This is a genomic window from Pseudomonas sp. RGM2987 (assembly GCF_022952855.1).
In the GTDB taxonomy this organism is placed as follows: Bacteria; Pseudomonadota; Gammaproteobacteria; order Pseudomonadales; family Pseudomonadaceae; genus Aquipseudomonas.
The window spans coordinates 1-16,105 of sequence record NZ_JALJDX010000193.1 but is presented as its reverse complement, the minus strand read 5'-3'; the positions used below and the strand labels follow the sequence as shown (position 1 = coordinate 16,105).

Below are 16,105 nucleotides of genomic sequence, written 5' to 3'. Positions count from 1 at the left end.
GCGCGCTAAAAAAACCCCGTCCATGTGACGGGGTTTTTTATGCTCGATTGAAAACCGGCGATCAGCCGCAATTCACCCGATTGACCACCAGGTTGGCGTCGGTATTGAGGTTCAGGCGATCGGAGCGGTACTCAAGTGTGACCATGTCATTGGGCTTGAGGATACGGGCATTCTGCGCACCCGCGCGGGTACGGGCCTGCTCCAGCAATTGTGGCGAAGCCTGCTTGCCTATCGCGAACTCGGCGCCCTTTGCCTCGCAGCGGCTATGACCGGTCTCGGCTGCCACAGGATCGGGGGTCGATTCAGAGGTGCTGCTGCAACCGCTCAAGAATGCGGCAGCCAGCAAAGTACCCAATGACACGAGCTTCCAAGGCATGAAGCCTCCTTTTTCTAATGGATAAACAGAGAACGTGCGACAGCCCGGACGGCGCTTGGTTTCAACACCGGACTATCAGCTTGCCCTCATTGGGAAAACCGGCAGTTTGCCTGAGCCAGACATCCTGTTCAGAGCTGAATCGTGACTGAATATGAACAACGCTCAATAAACGTCGATGTAATCAAAGGGCGGGTTGGGCCAGTTATCCTTCAACGCATTATAGATCTGCATGACCCAGACCTCGTCGCTGGCGGCGACCCGTCCGACATACCCCGAGCCTTTCGCCCACGTCTCGAGGCGAAACAACAAACCGTCGATGTCAGTGCCACCGACCACACCCGAAGACAAATAGGCAATACCGCCCTTGGTCACCCGCAACTGGGTATGTTCGTCGTCGCTGGCCGACGCCAGCAGTTGGCGCACTGCGTCGAGAGTCAGGCCGCCAGGCGCGTTCAAATCAATCTGCACTGCAGGCTCCTCGTCAATAAAAAAGCCAGTGTCGCACAGGCCTCCTGCCCTGCCTAAGTCGCAGTGCCAAATCCATGGCAAAAATGCTTAACTGCGCCTACAGACCTCCAACTCGCGAGTCCGACCATGAACACCGTCAGCATCGAAGCCACCATCAATGCCAAATGGTCGGAGGGCCACAGCTCATACAGCCCGGGCAGCCCCGAGGAACTGGCAATCATTGGGATAGAACTGCTGGTGAAGGCGCTGGGAACGGAAGTGGCCCGCGACTTTATCCAGCAGGCGTTCGAGCGCTATCCGAGCATCGTTGACGCCGTGGATTGAGACGCCGCGAACCTGTGGGAGCGGGCTTGTTCGCGAAAGCGGTTTGCCAGCTTGCATCTGCGTTGGATGTGCCGCCGCCATCGCGAGCAAGCCCGCTCCCACAGGTCCTGCACTGGCTGCCTGACCTTTTGAAGGCAGGCTACTTGAGCCGCGCCAGGCGCTCAGTCAGCAAGTCAAAGAACCCCTGGGCATCACCGTTCTCCACCCAGAAGGCATTCTTCGGCGCCTTCAGGCCGTCGTACCAATCGACAATCGTCTGCCCGAACGTCGGGCCCTCGCGACTGTCCACCACGACGTTGACCGAACGACCGGTAAACAGCTGCGGCTTGAGCAAGTAGGCGATCACCGTTGCGTCATGCACCGGCCCACCCGACATGCCGTAGTGTTCCATGTCACCCTTGACGTATTCGTTGAGGATATCGCCGACGATTTTACTGGCGTTATTGTTCACCGCAGCAATCTGCTTCAGCCGCGCCTCACTGGTGAGAATCTTATGAGTCACGTCCAGCGGCAGGTACGTCAGCTTCACGCCACTCTTGGCCACCACTTCGGCGGCCTGCGGGTCGGCGAACAGGTTGAATTCCGCCACCGGCGTGATATTGCCACCGTTGAAGTGCGCCCCGCCCATCACGATCACTTCCTTGATGCCCTGGACGATCTCAGGCTCCTGGATCAATGCCAGGGCCAGGTTGGTTTGCGGACCGAGCATGGCAATAGTGATGCTGTGGGGCTTGGCAGCCTTGAGCGTGTCGATCAGGTAATTGACGGCGTTACCCTTCGCCAACCCTTGCTTGGGCTCATGCACGGTGACACCCGACAGGCCTTCCTTGCCATGGATGTTTTCCGCGTAGATCGGTGTGCGCATCAGCGGCTTCGGCGCACCGGCGTAGACCGGCACTTCCTCGCGCCCTGCCCATTCCCGGGCCAGGCGCGCGTTGCGCGAGGTCTTGTCCAGGCGCACATTGCCGGCGACGGTGGTCAGGGCGCGGATGTGCAGTTCCTCAGGCGACGCCAGGGCGAACAGCAGCGCCACCACGTCGTCGGCACCGGGATCGGTGTCGATGATCAACTCGATTTTTTCCGCCGCCTGGGCGCTTGTGGCAGTGATCAGTGACAAAAGCAGCAGGCTCCGGACCAGTTGATGCATTTTCTGAGCATAGCGGCGCATGGCGCACTCCTTGTGCAGGGTGGACGAATCTAGAACGTGACGCCGGCAATCAGCACGATGTTGCAGTACGGCGAGCATTCGCCTGTACGAATGATCGCCCGGGCCTGTCGGCTGAGTATCTTGAACTGTTCATGGCTGACCAGTTCCCGAGCACCCAGCGCGCCTTCGGCCGTCAACGCCTCCAGCGCCACCAGGGCCGCCGGCTGTTTATCGTGGATTTCTTCGGCCAGTACATGGCTTTCAACCTGCATTTCACTGAGCACCACCTTCAAGGTGCTGACAAAGTCAGGAATGCCATGGGTCAGGGCCAGGTCGATCAACTCGACCCCGGGCGGCACCGGCAGGCCGGCGTCACCGATGACCACTTTGTCGCCATGCCCCAGGGAGGCGATCAGTCGAGACAGCGCCACATTCAACAGCGGAGTTTTTTTCATGATTTGAACGCCTGTACTTCCGGCAGCGTGGGAATGGAAGGTTGCGCGCCTGCCCGGGTCACCGACAGCGCGGCGGCAACCTGGCCGAAGCGAATCGCCTCGACCTCGCTTTTGCCTGCGGCCAGTGCCGCAGCGAAACCGCCGACAAAGGTGTCGCCTGCCGCCGTGGTGTCCACTGCCTTGACCAAGGGTGCCGGGAAATGCTCGAAGCTTGAGCCATTGGCAAACATCAGGCCCTGGGCCCCCAGGGTCACGATCACCTTACCGGCACCGGCGGCGATCAGATGCGTTGCCGCGGCCTCGGCGGTTTCCAGCGAGTCCACCGCCAGCCCGCTCAACATCGCGGCTTCGCTTTCGTTAGGGATCAGGTAATCGACGTAGCCATACCATTGCGACGGCAAGACATGGGAGGCTGGCGCCGGATTGAGGATGACGATCTTGCCAAGCTCACGACCGCGCTTGAGGGCATGACCCACGGTGGCATCCGGCACTTCGAGCTGGCAGATGATGACGTCGGCGCTTTGCAGCACCGCGTCGAAACGGTCCACGACTTCAGGCGTCAACACGCCGTTGGCCCCGGCCACGATCACGATGGCGTTCTGGCTGTTGTCGTCGACCACGATCAGCGCCACGCCGCTGGAGCCGTCCACGACGCTGACCGCCTGGCAATCGATGCCCTCGGCCAACAGCGCACCGCGCAATTGCTCGCCGTAGGCATCAGTGCCCACGCAGCCAACCATGGATACCTGGGCGCCGAGGCGTGCGGCGGCGACGGCCTGGTTGGCGCCCTTGCCGCCGGGGATGGTGCAGAACGACTCTCCGATCAGCGTTTCACCGCCACGGGGCAGACGCGGCGCCCGGGTCACCAGGTCCATGTTCAGGCTGCCTATTACCACTACTTTTGCTGGCATACATCACTACTCATCAATTCGGTTCAGCGGTATTGGGCGAATGCACCGGACAGCGGCGCAGTCGACTCTCGCAGGACAATGCTCGGCGTCACGATCCGCTGGTCGGTGGCAGTCCCCGGCGTAGCGATCCGCCGCAGCAACACTTCAGCGGCCATTTCGCCGAGCTGCAGGATCGACTGGCCTACCGTGGTCAACGCCGGATAGACATAGCGACTCATTTGAATGTCATCAAAGCCGATGACCGATAAGTCGCTGGGCACCCGCACGTTGCGCTCGGCGGCGGCGCGCAGCACGCCGATGCCGATCATGTCGTTGGCGGCAAAGATCGCGCTGGGCGGCTGTTGCTCCAGCAAGCGAGCGGCAGCGCGGTAGCCGCCGGTGCTGGTGAAATCGCTTTCGAGCATGCGTTCCACTGGCAGCTCGATTCCCGCCTCTTTCAGGGCACGGCAGTAACCTGCCAGACGCATTTGCGCCACGCTGGTTTCGGCGGGGCCGCCAATGAAGGCGATGTCGCGATGGCCCAGCTCCAGCAGGTGCTGGGTCGCCAGGTACGCGCCATGTTCATGGTCGATGCGCACCAGGTCGGCGTCGAGGCCGTCGAGGCCACGGTCGACGATCACCATGGGCGTGCGCACGCCGGTCAAGCCCTCGGCCAGGCCGACGTCGCCACCGGCGGAAGCGACGATCAACCCGTCGATACGTTTTTCCAGCAGCACCCGCAGGTAACTGCGCTGCTTGTCCGGGTTGTCATCGGAATTGCACAGGATCACGCAATAGCCATTGCGCTCACAGTAATCCTCGATGCCCCGGGCCAACTCGGCAAAGTACGGGTTGAGACTGTTGGGCACCAGCAAGCCGATGGTTGCCGTGGTCTTGGCCTTGAGTGATCGGGCCACGGCGCTGGGCACGTAGTCCAGGCGCTCGATGGCCGCCTCGACCTTGCGCCGCACCTCTTCACTGACCGGTCGGGTCTTGTTCACCACGTGGGACACGGTCGTGTAGGAAATCCCCGCGAGCGCCGCCACATCCTTGATCGTTGCCATGGTTCAAGCCCGCCGACTGGCGCGCTGGCTGCGATAGGTATCGAGCACCACCGCCACCACGATCACCGCACCGGTAATGATGCGCTTGGTCGGCTCAGTGGCGCCGATCTGCGCCAGGCCCGCCGCCAGCACCGAGATGATCAATACGCCGAAAAAAGTGCTGATGACCGAACCGCGCCCGCCCATCAGGCTGGTGCCGCCAATCACCACGGCCGCGATGACCTGCAATTCAAGCCCCGAGCCGGCGTTGGGATCCGCCGCTTCCAGGCGCGAAATCTGGAACAGCGCCGCCACACCGGCGAGCAAACCCATCAGACTGAACACCAGGATCTTGTAGGGCTTTGGATTGATACCTGCCAGACGCACGGCTTCTTCGTTGGTACCGATGCCGATCAGGTAGCGGCCGAACACGGTCCGGGTCAACACCGCCTGGGCAATGAAGATCACCAGCAAGGCGATGATGAACGAAGGCGAAATACCGAAGGCGATGGGATTGGACAGCCAGGCGAACGAGTCGCCAATGTAGGCGGTCCGCGAGCCAGTCATCTGGTACGCCAGGCCCCGGGCCATTTCCAGCACGCCGAGGGAAACGATGAACGAAGGAATTCGCCACGCCACGGTGATCGACCCGGTCACCGTGCCCGCCAGCGCAGCCACGGCCATGCCGAGCAATGCCGACGGCCAGACGCTCCAGCCCCAGCCGAGGACCGCGACGCTGACAGTCGATGCCGCAAGCGCCAGCACCGAACCCACCGACAGGTCAATGCCGCCGATGATCAGGATGAAGGTCATGCCGACCGCCAGCACCATGAGGTCCGGAATCTGGTTGGCCAGGGTGCTGAAGGTGTCATAGGACAGGAAATGGCTGCTCAGCGCCGAGAACAGCGCGATCATCGCCAGCAAGGCGCCGGCCAGGCCCAGGTAGGTGCCGAGGCCATAGAAGTTGCCAGTGGATTTACCGACGGCAGATGCGGTTTTCATGAAAATTCCCTAGGCGCTGCTTCGTTGAGCAACGCATCACGTTTCTGGTAGCCGGCGAAGGCGGCGGCAAGCAAGTCGTCCTGGGTCCAGCTGTCGCGCTCGAACGTATCGATCAGACGCCCGGCGGACAGCACGCCGATCCGGTCGCAGATCAACATCAGTTCGCGCAGGTCACTGGACACCACGACTAACGCCTTGCCCTGGCGCGTCAATTCACCCAGCAGCGCATAAATGTCGAATTTGGCGCCGACGTCGATGCCACGGGTTGGCTCGTCGAACAGCAGCACCGAGCAATCGCGTTCGAGCCAGCGACCGATCACCACTTTCTGCTGGTTACCGCCCGACAGCTCGGATACCAACTGCGTCGGGCTGGAACTGCGGATCCGCATGGCATCGATCTGCCGCTGGGCCAAGCCCAGTTCATCGCTGCCGTTGACGATGCCAGCACTGGAAATCTCCGGCATGTTGCCCAGGGCTATGTTGGCGGCAATGGATTGCGTCAGCAGCAGGCCTTCGCCCTTGCGATCTTCAGTGATCAGCGCGATGCCGTGGGCCACCGCATCGGCCGGGGAACGGATGCTCACGACGTTGGCCGGTGAGCCGAGTGCGACCGTACCGCTGTCGGCCGTGTCGGCGCCGAAGATCAAGCGCAACAGCTCGGTGCGTCCTGCCCCGATCAGCCCGGAAATACCGAAGATTTCACCACTGCGCACTTCGAAGGACACATCGCGGACCTTGTCCGAACGGGTCAGGCCGCTAACGGTCAGCGCCGGCGCGCCGATCTGCCGTGGGCCCAGGTCGATGTGCTCGCCCAGTTCCCGGCCGACCATCAGGGTCACCAGTTGCTCGCTGTTGTAGTTGGCCATCGGCTCGACGCAGACCAGGTTGCCGTCGCGCAGCACGGCAATGCGCTGGGCCACCCGTGCCAGTTCTTCAAGGCGATGGGAGATGTAGATGATCGCCACGCCCCGAGCCTGCAAGCGAGTGATCTGTTCGAACAGCATCTCGACTTCACGGGCCGTCAGCATCGCAGTCGGCTCGTCGAGAATCAGCACGTGGCAATCGCCGATCAGGTTACGGGCGATCTCGACCATTTGTTGGTGGCCGATGCCCAACTCGCCGACCAGGGTGTCGGGGTCAATCGCATCGAGCCCGACCTGGGCCATGGCTTCGATCGCCGCTTTGCGCAGTTGCTTGCGGTCGATCCAACCGCAGCGACTGGGCAGGTTGTCGAGAAACAGGTTCTCGGCCACGGACAGGGTCGGCAGCAGGTTGAGTTCCTGCATTACCATGCGCACGCCGAGGTCTTCAGCCTGGGTACGGCTGCCGGGGCGATAATCCTGGCCTTGGAACTGCATTTGCCCGGTGGTCGGCGTCACCAACCCACCGATGATCTTGGACAGGGTGCTTTTGCCAGCACCATTTTCGCCGGTCAGCGCCAGCACTTCACCGCGCATCAACGTCAGGTCGATGCCGGTCAGTACCGGCTGGGCATAGGTCTTGCCGATGCCGCTGACACACAGGACAGCGTTCGGGTCGCGAACGGACATAAAAAACTCTCCATGCGCTCGCCCGAGTGGGCGAGCGCCGTTTTGTCGCCAGGATTACTGCTTGGTCACCAGCTCGACTGGAGTTTCGATAACACCGTTGTCGCCGATCTCGACTTTTTCTTTCTTGAGGATCTTCAGGGCTGTCTCGATGCCGAATACCGCCTGCTTGGCGGCAAACTGGTCGGCGGTAGCCAGGACACGACCGTCCTTGAGCATCGGTTTGATGGCATTGATGTTGTCGTAGCCGACCACTTGCACCTTGCCCGCCTTACCCGCAGCGCGCACGGCCGATACGGCGCCGACCGCCATGCTGTCGTTACCGGCCAGCAACGCCTTGATATTCGGGTACTCGCTGAGCATCGAAGCGGCAACCTGGTTGCCCTTGTTGATTTCCCAGTCACCCGATTGCAAGGACACGACCTTGACCTGCGCCGCTTCCATCGCGTCCTTGAAGCCCGCCGTCCGCGCCTGTGCGTTGGTGGTGGTGGACACGCCCTCGATGATGCCGACTTCGTCACCGGCCTTGAGCTGCTTGGCCAGGTACTCACCCACCAGTCGCGCACCCTTGCGGTTGTCAGGGCCTACGAACGGGACGTTGATGTTTTTGCTCTTGACCACGGCAGGATCGAGCTGGTTATCGATGTTGATGACCGTGATGCCAGCGTCCACGGCTTTCTTGATCACCGGCACCATGGCCTTGGAGTCTGCGGGCGCGATGATGAGCGCGTCGACCTTGGACACGATCATCTGCTCGACGATGCGGATCTGGTTGGCGGTGTCGGTCTCGTCCTTGATCCCGTTGGAGATCAGCTCGAAATCGGCGGAATGTTCTTTCTGGTAGGCCTTGGCGCCGTCTTCCATGGTCAGGAAGAACTCGTTGGCCAACGATTTCATGACCAGGGCAACCTTGGGCTTTTCAGCGGTCTGGGCGAATGCCGAGGAGACAGGCAGTGCAGCGGATGCGGCCGCGAGCATGGCGACAGCGAGAAGGCGTCCAGCGAATGGCAACTTCATGGGTTCACTCCGATCTTATGATTATTGTGAGCAAATCATCGCACGGAACGCCGCGCAAACGTTTGCGTGGAATGAACTATGGTAAGGCTTCGGGGATTTGTCAACTTTGAAAATCCGCCTTTGCGCAGCACACCATAGCCCAGGCTTGATCGTCTCGCTTGTTTATTCAACTCAATAAAAAAACCGCCTCCTCCTACACCAAAACGAAAAAAGTGCTGTCAGACGATTTTCTTGAATTTTAAGTAGTTGCGTAAACGCCTACGGTTAAATACTGTATGCCCGTACAGCTTAATAAGGATAATCCTGTGGCAACGCCCTCCGCTGCAACTACCCCCTTGGATTCCTATACGCGACTCGGCCTCCGGGTTTCGAAAATCATCAACGCCCCCACCGCGCAAAAAGCCAAGGCCGCGTTGATCTTCCGCTTGCCCGATGAGCCGGTGGATGAGTGGGAACGCCTGTTGGAAGAAATCGACGAGAACGACAACGTGACCCTCGCCTATCGCGACGATGGTGGTGTGCAGGTTTTCTGGGTAGTGCCGAAGGAAGATTGAGTCCGATGAGTGTTCGCTGTTTAGCGTTAGTGCTTGTGTTTGTCGCCATGGGCGCACAGGCCGGTGCCCCGCGCACCTTCAACGAAGCCAAGAAAGTCGCCTGGAAGCTCTACGCGCCACAATCCACCGAGTTTTACTGCGGCTGCAAATACACCGGCAATCGGGTCAACCTGGCGGCCTGCGGATATGTACCACGGAAAAACGCCAGCCGCGCCGCCCGCATCGAGTGGGAACATATCGTCCCGGCATGGCAGATCGGCCATCAGCGGCAATGTTGGCAACAAGGCGGTCGCAAGAATTGCACCCGCTACGACCCGGTCTATCAACGGGCCGAGGCTGACCTGCACAACCTGGTGCCAAGCATCGGCGAGGTGAACGGTGACCGCAGCAATTTCAGTTTCGGCTGGCTGCCAGAACAGAAAGGCCAGTACGGTTCATGCCTGACCCAGGTGGATTTCAAGGCCAAGAAGGTCATGCCCCGCCCTTCGATCCGGGGGATGATCGCCCGCACGTATTTCTACATGAGCAAGCAGTACGGCCTGCAATTGTCGAAACAGGACCGACGCCTGTATGAAGCCTGGGACAAGACTTACCCAGTGGAGAGCTGGGAGCGCCAGCGCAACCAGAGCGTGGCGTGCGTCATGGGGCGCGGGAACGAGTTCGTGGGGCCGGTGGATATGAAGGCCTGCGGTTGATCTGACATTTAACCTGTGGGAGCGAGCCTGCTCGCGATAGCGGTGGATCAACCTATGCAGATGTTGACTGATCTACCGATATCGCGAGCAGGCTCGCTCCCACAGTTGATGGAGTGCCACCCGATCATTGGGCAGTCGGGTAATCCACGACTTGCGTTTCAATATTGCGCTTCTTGGCCCGGACCAGGGCAGCGGTAATCTTCTCCTGACCGGCTTCAGCTTCGGCCTTGGAGCTGAAAGGGCCGACCAGGACCCGATCCTTGCCGTTTTCCTTGAAGACGTTCGACATGAAACTGTGCTCGATGAGCCAGCCGGTCAGGTCGCTGACAGCCTGCGGCGTCTCGCCTCGAACTTCGACAGCCCACTGCGGCGCGGCAGCGGCGACCGGTGCGGAGGTCGCGGCGGGGTTGGGTTTCGGCGCCTGGACATCCCGCCCTTCACCGCACCCTGCCAACACCAATACCGCGATAACCCAAGCCAATTTGCGCACAACGTTTCCCCTGGAAGACATGAGGCGGGAATTTTAGCACCCACGCCCGACAAGAACCCCCGCAAACAGCGCTCAAAACACGAGAATCCTGTCCGGCGTCTCTGTATAGTCGCACCCTGGGAATTAATGCTGCGTCTGCACGTCAGAAAGAGGCACTCACATTGTGACACTTAGCACTAATCTATAAGCAGTACCGACATCTGCACTGTCAATCAGGTGCCCTATAAAGCAATCAAGGAGAACACCATGCTGATACTCACCCGCAAAGTCGGTGAAAGCATAAACATTGGTGACGACATCACGATCACCATTCTGGGCGTGAGCGGCCAACAAGTCCGGATCGGCATCAACGCCCCGAAAAACGTTGCGGTGCATCGCGAGGAGATTTATCAGCGGATCCAGGCCGGCCTTACCGCCCCCGACAAACCGCAATCCTGAGCCTTGCGGCAGTCCGTAGCCAGCCCGTTTGCATCCCTGCAATGGCTGGCTAAAGATTCCGGCCGCCCTCGCCTCCCCCCGCTATCCCCCGCCTTTTGCTTTTCGTCCAGCCCGTGAACCCGATACTAATGGCATGGCTCATAGCATGGCTGTCAGACATTTCGTTTTAATGGCGATGAAGCGGGCGTTTGCGGTCGGTCAGTCCAGGCCCACGCCGCGAGCCATGCCCGTGGCCGCGATCATCATCAAGAGCAGCAGCAAGGCTTCGATGTGGCTGATGCGGGCAAACCGACCGGCCCGAGAAGGATCGATAGCCGCCCCCTTGCCCAAGCCTATCCGCCATTTGATCAGGGCGATCATCGGCGCGATTTCCAGCAGCAGGATCAGCAGCAACAGCGTCATCTTCAGGTGAAACAGCGGCTGGTGCAGGTAATAGTCCGAGCCTTTTTCGAACCCGCCAAACGCCCGCATCCCACCGGTCACCAACAGCACCAGCGCCGACAGGCCCCACACGTTATCCGCCATCAACACGTTGCGCACCGCATCCGCGCCACCCGCCAGGCGCCGCAGCGCCGTGCCGCGGGTGAGCACTGCCCAGAAGCCGAGGGCGAAGGCCAGGAGATGGATTGCTGCCAGAGACCAATGAGCCAACATGGGAGAGACGCCTGTCAGTGAACGTCGGATTGACCTGACAGTACTAGCTCATAAAAGGGGGATCAGCAGGCTGAACACAAAAAAACTGTGGGGGGTGGGTTTGCTTGCGAAGGCATCGGCACACTCACCACAGATGCAAGCTGACCCACCGCTATCGCGAGCAAGCTCAGCTACCACAGGGGAATGACGGCGGTCATCGGTCTTGCGTCCACCACACAACCACTGTGGGAGCGGGCTTGCTCGCGAAAGCGTCCTCACTGCCAACATCATCGTTGACGGTTAGAACGCCTTCGCGAGCAAGCCCGCTCCCACTGGGTATCGTGCGTAGTCGGACTCAGTCCGCCAGGCGCCAGGTCGTTGTGCCCTTGCCGTCTTCCAGCACGACGCCCATGGCGGTGAGTTGGTCGCGGATGCGGTCGGATTCGGCCCAGTCCTTGTTCGCCCGCGCGCTCAGGCGCGCCTGGATCAAGGCTTCGACCTGAGCGGCATCTACCCGCCCTTCAGCCCCAGCTTGCAAGAACTCATCGGCCTCAAGCTGCAACACACCCAGCACGCTGGCCAGTTCCTTCAGGCGCGCTGCCAGGCCCGCCGCTGCATTGAGATCGCTCTCGCGCAGGCGGTTGATCTCGCGCACCATCTCGAACAGCACCGCGCAGGCTTCCGGCGTGCCGAAATCGTCGTTCATCACTTCGGTAAACCGCGCCACGAACGCTTCGCCACCGGCCGCCGGCACACTCGGCAGGCCCTTCAACGCGTGGTAGAAACGCTCCAGGGCACCCTTGGCGTCCTTGAGGTTGTCTTCCGAATAGTTGATCGCGCTGCGATAGTGGCTCGACACCAGCAGGTAACGAATGACTTCCGGGTGATACTTCTCCAGCACGTCGCGGATGGTGAAGAAGTTGTTCAACGATTTGGACATCTTCTCGCCGTTGATCCGGATCATGCCACAATGCATCCACGCGTTGGCGTAGGTCTTGCCGGTCGCCGCTTCGCTCTGGGCGATTTCGTTTTCGTGGTGCGGGAATTCCAGGTCACTGCCGCCGCCATGAATGTCAAAGGTCTCGCCCAGGCAGCAGGTGGACATCACCGAGCACTCGATATGCCAGCCCGGACGCCCGGCGCCCCATGGCGACTCCCAGCTCGGTTCGCCCGGCTTGGCGGCTTTCCACAGCACGAAGTCCAGCGGGTCCTGTTTCGATTCGTCGACTTCGATGCGCGCGCCGATGCGCAGGTCTTCGATCTTCTTGCGCGACAGCTTGCCGTAGCCCATGAACTTGGCGACGCGGTAGTACACGTCGCCATTGCCTGGTGCATAGGCATAGCCCTTGTCGATCAAGGTCTGGATCATCGCCAGCATGCCCGGAATGTGGTCCGTGGCACGCGGTTCCAGGTCCGGCTTGAGGATATTGAGGCGCGCCTCGTCCTCGTGCATGGCCTTGATCATGCGCTCGGTCAGCGCATCGTAAGGCTCGCCGTTCTCCCGGGCACGGTTGATGATCTTGTCTTCGATGTCGGTGATGTTGCGCACATACGTCAGGTCATACCCGCTGAAACGCAACCAGCGGGTTACCAGGTCGAAGGCGACCATGCTGCGGCCATGCCCGATGTGGCAGTAGTCGTACACGGTCATGCCGCAGACGTACATGCGCACTTTGTTGCCATCGAGCGGCTTGAAGACTTCTTTGCTCTTGGTGAGCGTGTTGTAGATCGTAAGCACAGGGTTTCCCTTAAGACTTGATCACTGACCCCAGGAATCACGCAAGGTCACGGTACGGTTGAATACCGGAGCACCTGGCTTCGAGTCCTTGATATCCGCGCAGAAGTAACCTTCGCGCTCGAACTGGAAACGGTCTTCCGGCTGTGCGTTGCCCAACGAAGGCTCGGCACGACAACCAGTGAGTACTTGCAGGGAGTCAGGGTTGATGTTGTCCAGGAAGCTGGCGCTGTCTTCGGCCTTCTCCGGGTTCGGCGAACGGAACAGACGATCGTACAGGCGCACTTCGCACTCGACGCTGGCGGCGGCCGGCACCCAGTGGATCACACCCTTGACCTTGCGGCCTTCCGGGTTCTTGCCCAGGGTGTCGGGGTCATAGGAGCAACGCAGCTCGACGATGTTGCCGTCGGCGTCCTTGATCGCTTCGTCGGCGCGGATCACGTAGCTGCCGCGCAAGCGCACTTCACCGGCAGGCTCCAGGCGCTTGTAGCCTTTTGGCGGCTCTTCCATGAAGTCGTCGCGGTCGATGTAGATTTCCCGGGCGAACGGCAGCACGCGCACGCCCATGTCTTCCTTCGGATGACGCGGCAGCTCGAGGTTCTCGACCTGGCCTTCCGGGTAGTTGGTGATGACCACTTTCAGCGGGCGCAGCACGCACATCGCACGCGGGGCGCTCTGGTCGAGGTCGTCACGGATGCTGAATTCCAGCATGCCGAAGTCCACCACGCCGTCGGAACGGTTGGTGCCGACCATCTCGCAGAAATTGCGGATCGATTTCGGCGTGTAGCCACGGCGACGGAAGCCCGACAGCGTCGACATGCGCGGGTCGTCCCAGCCGTTGACGTGCTTCTCGTCTACCAGTTGCTTGAGCTTGCGCTTGCTGGTGATGGTGTAGTTCAGGTTCAGGCGGCTGAATTCGTACTGGCGCGGGTTGGCCGGCACCGGCAGATGCTCCAGGAACCACTCGTACAGCGGACGGTGGCTTTCGAATTCCAGGGTGCAGATCGAATGGGTGATGCCCTCGATAGCGTCCGACTGGCCGTGGGTGAAGTCATAGTTGGGGTAGATGCACCACTTGTCACCGGTCTGGTGGTGATGGGCGTGGCGGATGCGGTACATGATCGGGTCGCGCAGGTTCATGTTCGGCGAGGCCATGTCGATCTTGGCCCGCAGCACGCGTGCGCCGTCCGGGAACTCACCGGCGCGCATGCGGGCGAACAGGTCCAGGTTCTCCTCGACGCTGCGCTCACGGAACGGGCTGTTGCGGCCTGGCTCTGTCAGGCTGCCGCGGTATTCCTTGGCCTGTTCGGGGGTCAGGTCGCACACGTAGGCGTTGCCGGCCTTGATCAGCTCCACAGCCCAGTCGTGCAACTGGTCGAAATACTGCGAGGCGTAGCGCACCTCACCGGACCATTCGAAGCCCAGCCACTTGACGTCGCTTTCGATCGCGTCGATGTATTCCTGGTCTTCCTTGGCCGGGTTGGTGTCGTCGAAACGCAGGTGCGTGACGCCGCCGAACTCCTCGGCCAGGCCGAAGTTCACGCAGATCGACTTGGCATGGCCGATGTGCAGGTAGCCGTTAGGCTCAGGAGGAAAGCGAGTGACGATCTGTGTGTGCTTACCCGAGTCCAGGTCCGCCTGGATGATCGGGCGCAGGAAATTGACCGGCACGGCCGGGCCGGTCTTGGAATTCGCGGTAGGGTCGACAGTGGGCTTGCTCATAGGATCCTTGAACAGACAAGTGCGCGGCCGGGTGCGGCCTGATAAATCAAAGCCCGTATCATAGCCGATGCTGTCAAGCGGCTGACAGGCCAGGCCGGTAAACGATTGAATTTAATCGACGGCCTGACGAAAAACAGCCTCGAATTTCGCGCCTGGCAGGCTAAACTGCCGAACCTGGCCGATTGCAGCCAGACCGGTTGCGGGCGCTCGCGCCCCGAAACCCACGAATTCCTTGAAAGAGTAGTCATCATGAGCAAAGTCAAACTGACCACCAACCACGGCGACATCGTTCTGCAACTGAACGCCGAAAAAGCGCCGCTGACCGTTGCCAACTTCATTGAGTATGTCCAGGCCGGTCACTACACCAACACCGTTTTCCACCGCGTCATCGGTAACTTCATGATCCAGGGCGGTGGTTTCGAGCCAGGCATGAAAGAAAAGAAAGACAAGCGCCCGAGCATCCAGAACGAAGCCGACAACGGCCTGCCGAACAAAAAGTACAGCATCGCCATGGCCCGTACCATGGAGCCGCATTCGGCCTCCGCGCAGTTCTTCATCAACGTGGCTGACAACAGCTTCCTCAACCACAGCGGCAAGACCGTGCAAGGTTGGGGCTACGCCGTGTTTGGCGAAGTGATCGAAGGCACCGACGTGGTCGACAGCATCAAGGGCGTTTCCACCACGTCCAAGGCGGGCCACCAGGACGTACCGGCAGAAGACGTGATCATCGAGAAAGCCGAGATCATTGAGTGATACTGCTGATTTCAGATCTGCATCTGGAAGAGGAGCGCCCGGACATCACCCGGGCGTTTCTGGATTTACTGGCCACCCGCGCCCGTGCGGCGCAAGCGCTGTACATCCTGGGCGATTTTTTCGAAGCCTGGATCGGCGACGATGCCATGACGCCGTTCCAGCGTTCCATCTGCCAGGCCCTGCGCGAACTGAGCGACAGCGGCACGGCGATTTTCCTGATGCACGGCAACCGCGACTTCATGCTGGGGCAGGCCTTCTGCAAAGCGGCCGGCTGCACCCTGCTCAAGGACCCGAGTGTCGTGCAGTTCAACGGCGAGCCGGTGCTGCTGATGCACGGCGACAGCCTCTGCACCCGCGACGAAGGCTATATGAAGCTGCGCCGCTGGCTGCGCAACCCGGTCACGCTGTTCATCCTGCGCCACCTGCCGCTGGGCACTCGCCAGAAACTGGCGCGCAAGTTGCGCAGTGAAAGCCGTGCGCAGACGCGGATGAAAGCCAACGACATCGTTGACGTCACGCCCGAGGAAATCCCACGGGTCATGCAGCAGTACGGCGTAAGCACCCTGATCCACGGCCACACCCACCGCCCCGCTATCCACAAACTGCAACTCGGCGAACATGCCGCGAGACGCATAGTGCTAGGGGATTGGGACAAGCAAGGCTGGGCGTTGCAGGTGGATGAACAAGGGTTTGCGCTGGCACCGTTCGGGTTTGGCAATCCGCAATTGGCATTGCCAAGCACTTAAAGCATCCGCCGCCCCTGTGGGAGCGGGCTTGCTCGCGAAAGCGGTGTGTCTGTCGCCCAAAATGTTGAAT

At 60.7% G+C, this 16,105-nt stretch carries 19 protein-coding genes; 6 read left to right on the top strand and 13 right to left on the bottom strand.

Translation table 11 applies throughout. From position 1 onward, the window contains the following. Positions 1-61: 61 nt before the first annotated feature. Together RGM2987_RS13505 and RGM2987_RS13500 are read right to left on the bottom strand one after the other, a co-directional pair. Positions 62-376 (bottom strand): I78 family peptidase inhibitor, encoded by a 315-nt coding sequence (locus RGM2987_RS13505; protein WP_245141934.1) that lies wholly within the window; start codon positions 374-376, stop codon positions 62-64. A 162-nt stretch (positions 377-538) separates the two neighbouring features. Beyond that, positions 539-844 carry a hypothetical protein gene (locus RGM2987_RS13500; RefSeq protein ID WP_245141932.1) on the bottom strand — a complete coding sequence of 102 codons (306 nt, stop codon included), beginning with the start codon at positions 842-844 and terminating at the stop codon, positions 539-541. Positions 845-970: 126 nt separating this feature from the next. Between RGM2987_RS13500 and RGM2987_RS13495 the strand changes: the two genes are divergently transcribed. Then, entirely contained in the window at positions 971-1,168 is a 198-nt protein-coding gene (locus RGM2987_RS13495; RefSeq protein WP_245141910.1) for a hypothetical protein, read from the top strand. A 139-nt stretch (positions 1,169-1,307) separates the two neighbouring features. Here RGM2987_RS13495 and RGM2987_RS13490 read toward each other — a convergent pair whose 3' ends face one another. The 7 genes from RGM2987_RS13490 to RGM2987_RS13460 are packed head-to-tail and all read right to left on the bottom strand — an operon-like array spanning position 1,308 to position 8,269. Continuing rightward, positions 1,308-2,336, bottom strand: a complete 1,029-nt coding sequence (locus RGM2987_RS13490; RefSeq protein ID WP_245141905.1) for a nucleoside hydrolase — start codon at positions 2,334-2,336, stop codon at positions 1,308-1,310. Between the two features lie 29 nt (positions 2,337-2,365). Further along, positions 2,366-2,770, bottom strand: coding sequence for a D-ribose pyranase (rbsD, locus tag RGM2987_RS13485; RefSeq protein ID WP_245141898.1), 405 nt, complete (start codon positions 2,768-2,770; stop codon positions 2,366-2,368). After that, positions 2,767-3,681, bottom strand: a complete 915-nt coding sequence (gene rbsK, locus RGM2987_RS13480; protein WP_245141894.1) for a ribokinase — start codon at positions 3,679-3,681, stop codon at positions 2,767-2,769. The genes rbsD and rbsK overlap by 4 nt, the downstream gene beginning before the upstream one ends. Positions 3,682-3,704: 23 nt before the next feature. Beyond that, the gene (locus tag RGM2987_RS13475) at positions 3,705-4,724 is read right to left on the bottom strand and encodes a LacI family DNA-binding transcriptional regulator (protein WP_245141892.1); all 1,020 of its coding nucleotides are present in this window, start codon (positions 4,722-4,724) and stop codon (positions 3,705-3,707) included. A 3-nt stretch (positions 4,725-4,727) separates the two neighbouring features. Then, a complete protein-coding gene (locus RGM2987_RS13470; protein WP_245141890.1) occupies positions 4,728-5,705 on the bottom strand; it encodes an ABC transporter permease in 978 nt (325 codons plus the stop codon). Continuing rightward, on the bottom strand, positions 5,702-7,255 hold the full coding sequence (locus RGM2987_RS13465) for a sugar ABC transporter ATP-binding protein (RefSeq protein ID WP_245141888.1): 1,554 nt from the start codon (positions 7,253-7,255) through the stop codon (positions 5,702-5,704). Before RGM2987_RS13465 ends, RGM2987_RS13470 begins: the two co-directional genes overlap by 4 nt. Before the next feature lie 54 nt (positions 7,256-7,309). Continuing rightward, the gene (locus RGM2987_RS13460; protein ID WP_245141886.1) at positions 7,310-8,269 is read right to left on the bottom strand and encodes a sugar ABC transporter substrate-binding protein; all 960 of its coding nucleotides are present in this window, start codon (positions 8,267-8,269) and stop codon (positions 7,310-7,312) included. Positions 8,270-8,544: 275 nt separating this feature from the next. Between RGM2987_RS13460 and RGM2987_RS13455 the strand changes: the two genes are divergently transcribed. Both RGM2987_RS13455 and RGM2987_RS13450 read left to right on the top strand, forming a co-directional pair. Further along, positions 8,545-8,823, top strand: a complete 279-nt coding sequence (locus RGM2987_RS13455) for a DUF1654 domain-containing protein (RefSeq protein ID WP_245141884.1) — start codon at positions 8,545-8,547, stop codon at positions 8,821-8,823. A gap of 5 nt (positions 8,824-8,828) precedes the next feature. Beyond that, on the top strand, positions 8,829-9,518 hold the full coding sequence (locus RGM2987_RS13450) for an endonuclease I family protein (RefSeq protein WP_245141881.1): 690 nt from the start codon (positions 8,829-8,831) through the stop codon (positions 9,516-9,518). A gap of 124 nt (positions 9,519-9,642) precedes the next feature. Here the strand turns inward: RGM2987_RS13450 and RGM2987_RS13445 are convergent, their stop codons facing one another. Continuing rightward, positions 9,643-10,008, bottom strand: coding sequence for an SPOR domain-containing protein (locus RGM2987_RS13445; protein WP_245141878.1), 366 nt, complete (start codon positions 10,006-10,008; stop codon positions 9,643-9,645). A 246-nt stretch (positions 10,009-10,254) separates the two neighbouring features. Here RGM2987_RS13445 and csrA point away from each other — a divergent pair, with 246 nt between their 5' ends. Further along, positions 10,255-10,446: a carbon storage regulator CsrA gene (csrA, locus tag RGM2987_RS13440; protein ID WP_245141876.1), complete on the top strand. Its 192-nt coding sequence runs from the start codon at positions 10,255-10,257 to the stop codon at positions 10,444-10,446. Positions 10,447-10,644: 198 nt separating this feature from the next. On the opposite strand, the gene RGM2987_RS13435 is transcribed toward csrA, so the two are convergent. From RGM2987_RS13435 to RGM2987_RS13425, 3 genes are all read right to left on the bottom strand, one after another. After that, positions 10,645-11,100, bottom strand: a complete 456-nt coding sequence (locus RGM2987_RS13435; RefSeq protein ID WP_245141873.1) for a DUF2214 family protein — start codon at positions 11,098-11,100, stop codon at positions 10,645-10,647. Between the two features lie 334 nt (positions 11,101-11,434). Then, positions 11,435-12,817, bottom strand: a complete 1,383-nt coding sequence (gene cysS, locus RGM2987_RS13430) for a cysteine--tRNA ligase (protein ID WP_245141869.1) — start codon at positions 12,815-12,817, stop codon at positions 11,435-11,437. A gap of 21 nt (positions 12,818-12,838) precedes the next feature. Next, positions 12,839-14,536: a glutamine--tRNA ligase/YqeY domain fusion protein gene (locus RGM2987_RS13425; RefSeq protein WP_245141867.1), complete on the bottom strand. Its 1,698-nt coding sequence runs from the start codon at positions 14,534-14,536 to the stop codon at positions 12,839-12,841. A gap of 249 nt (positions 14,537-14,785) precedes the next feature. On the opposite strand from RGM2987_RS13425, the gene RGM2987_RS13420 reads away from it, so the two are divergent. Next, a complete protein-coding gene (locus RGM2987_RS13420) occupies positions 14,786-15,289 on the top strand; it encodes a peptidylprolyl isomerase (protein WP_245142007.1) in 504 nt (167 codons plus the stop codon). Further along, entirely contained in the window at positions 15,286-16,035 is a 750-nt protein-coding gene (gene lpxH / locus RGM2987_RS13415) for a UDP-2,3-diacylglucosamine diphosphatase (protein ID WP_245141865.1), read from the top strand. The genes RGM2987_RS13420 and lpxH overlap by 4 nt, the downstream gene beginning before the upstream one ends. Positions 16,036-16,105: the final 70 nt, after the last annotated feature.

Bases quoted from the DNA above. Each gene is read 5' to 3' on its own strand.
- RGM2987_RS13470 (WP_245141890.1), bottom strand. From the start codon at position 5,705: ATGAAAACCGCATCTGCCGTCGGTAAATCCACTGGCAACTTCTATGGC.
- RGM2987_RS13435 (WP_245141873.1), bottom strand. From the start codon at position 11,100: ATGTTGGCTCATTGGTCTCTGGCAGCAATCCATCTCCTGGCCTTCGCC.
- RGM2987_RS13455 (WP_245141884.1), top strand. From the start codon at position 8,545: ATGCCCGTACAGCTTAATAAGGATAATCCTGTGGCAACGCCCTCCGCT.
- RGM2987_RS13495 (WP_245141910.1), top strand. From the start codon at position 971: ATGAACACCGTCAGCATCGAAGCCACCATCAATGCCAAATGGTCGGAG.
- RGM2987_RS13465 (WP_245141888.1), bottom strand. From the start codon at position 7,255: ATGTCCGTTCGCGACCCGAACGCTGTCCTGTGTGTCAGCGGCATCGGC.
- RGM2987_RS13475 (WP_245141892.1), bottom strand. From the start codon at position 4,724: ATGGCAACGATCAAGGATGTGGCGGCGCTCGCGGGGATTTCCTACACG.
- rbsD (WP_245141898.1), bottom strand. From the start codon at position 2,770: ATGAAAAAAACTCCGCTGTTGAATGTGGCGCTGTCTCGACTGATCGCC.
- RGM2987_RS13490 (WP_245141905.1), bottom strand. From the start codon at position 2,336: ATGCGCCGCTATGCTCAGAAAATGCATCAACTGGTCCGGAGCCTGCTG.
- RGM2987_RS13420 (WP_245142007.1), top strand. From the start codon at position 14,786: ATGAGCAAAGTCAAACTGACCACCAACCACGGCGACATCGTTCTGCAA.
- RGM2987_RS13505 (WP_245141934.1), bottom strand. From the start codon at position 376: ATGCCTTGGAAGCTCGTGTCATTGGGTACTTTGCTGGCTGCCGCATTC.
- RGM2987_RS13425 (WP_245141867.1), bottom strand. From the start codon at position 14,536: ATGAGCAAGCCCACTGTCGACCCTACCGCGAATTCCAAGACCGGCCCG.
- rbsK (WP_245141894.1), bottom strand. From the start codon at position 3,681: ATGCCAGCAAAAGTAGTGGTAATAGGCAGCCTGAACATGGACCTGGTG.
- csrA (WP_245141876.1), top strand. From the start codon at position 10,255: ATGCTGATACTCACCCGCAAAGTCGGTGAAAGCATAAACATTGGTGAC.
- RGM2987_RS13450 (WP_245141881.1), top strand. From the start codon at position 8,829: ATGAGTGTTCGCTGTTTAGCGTTAGTGCTTGTGTTTGTCGCCATGGGC.
- RGM2987_RS13460 (WP_245141886.1), bottom strand. From the start codon at position 8,269: ATGAAGTTGCCATTCGCTGGACGCCTTCTCGCTGTCGCCATGCTCGCG.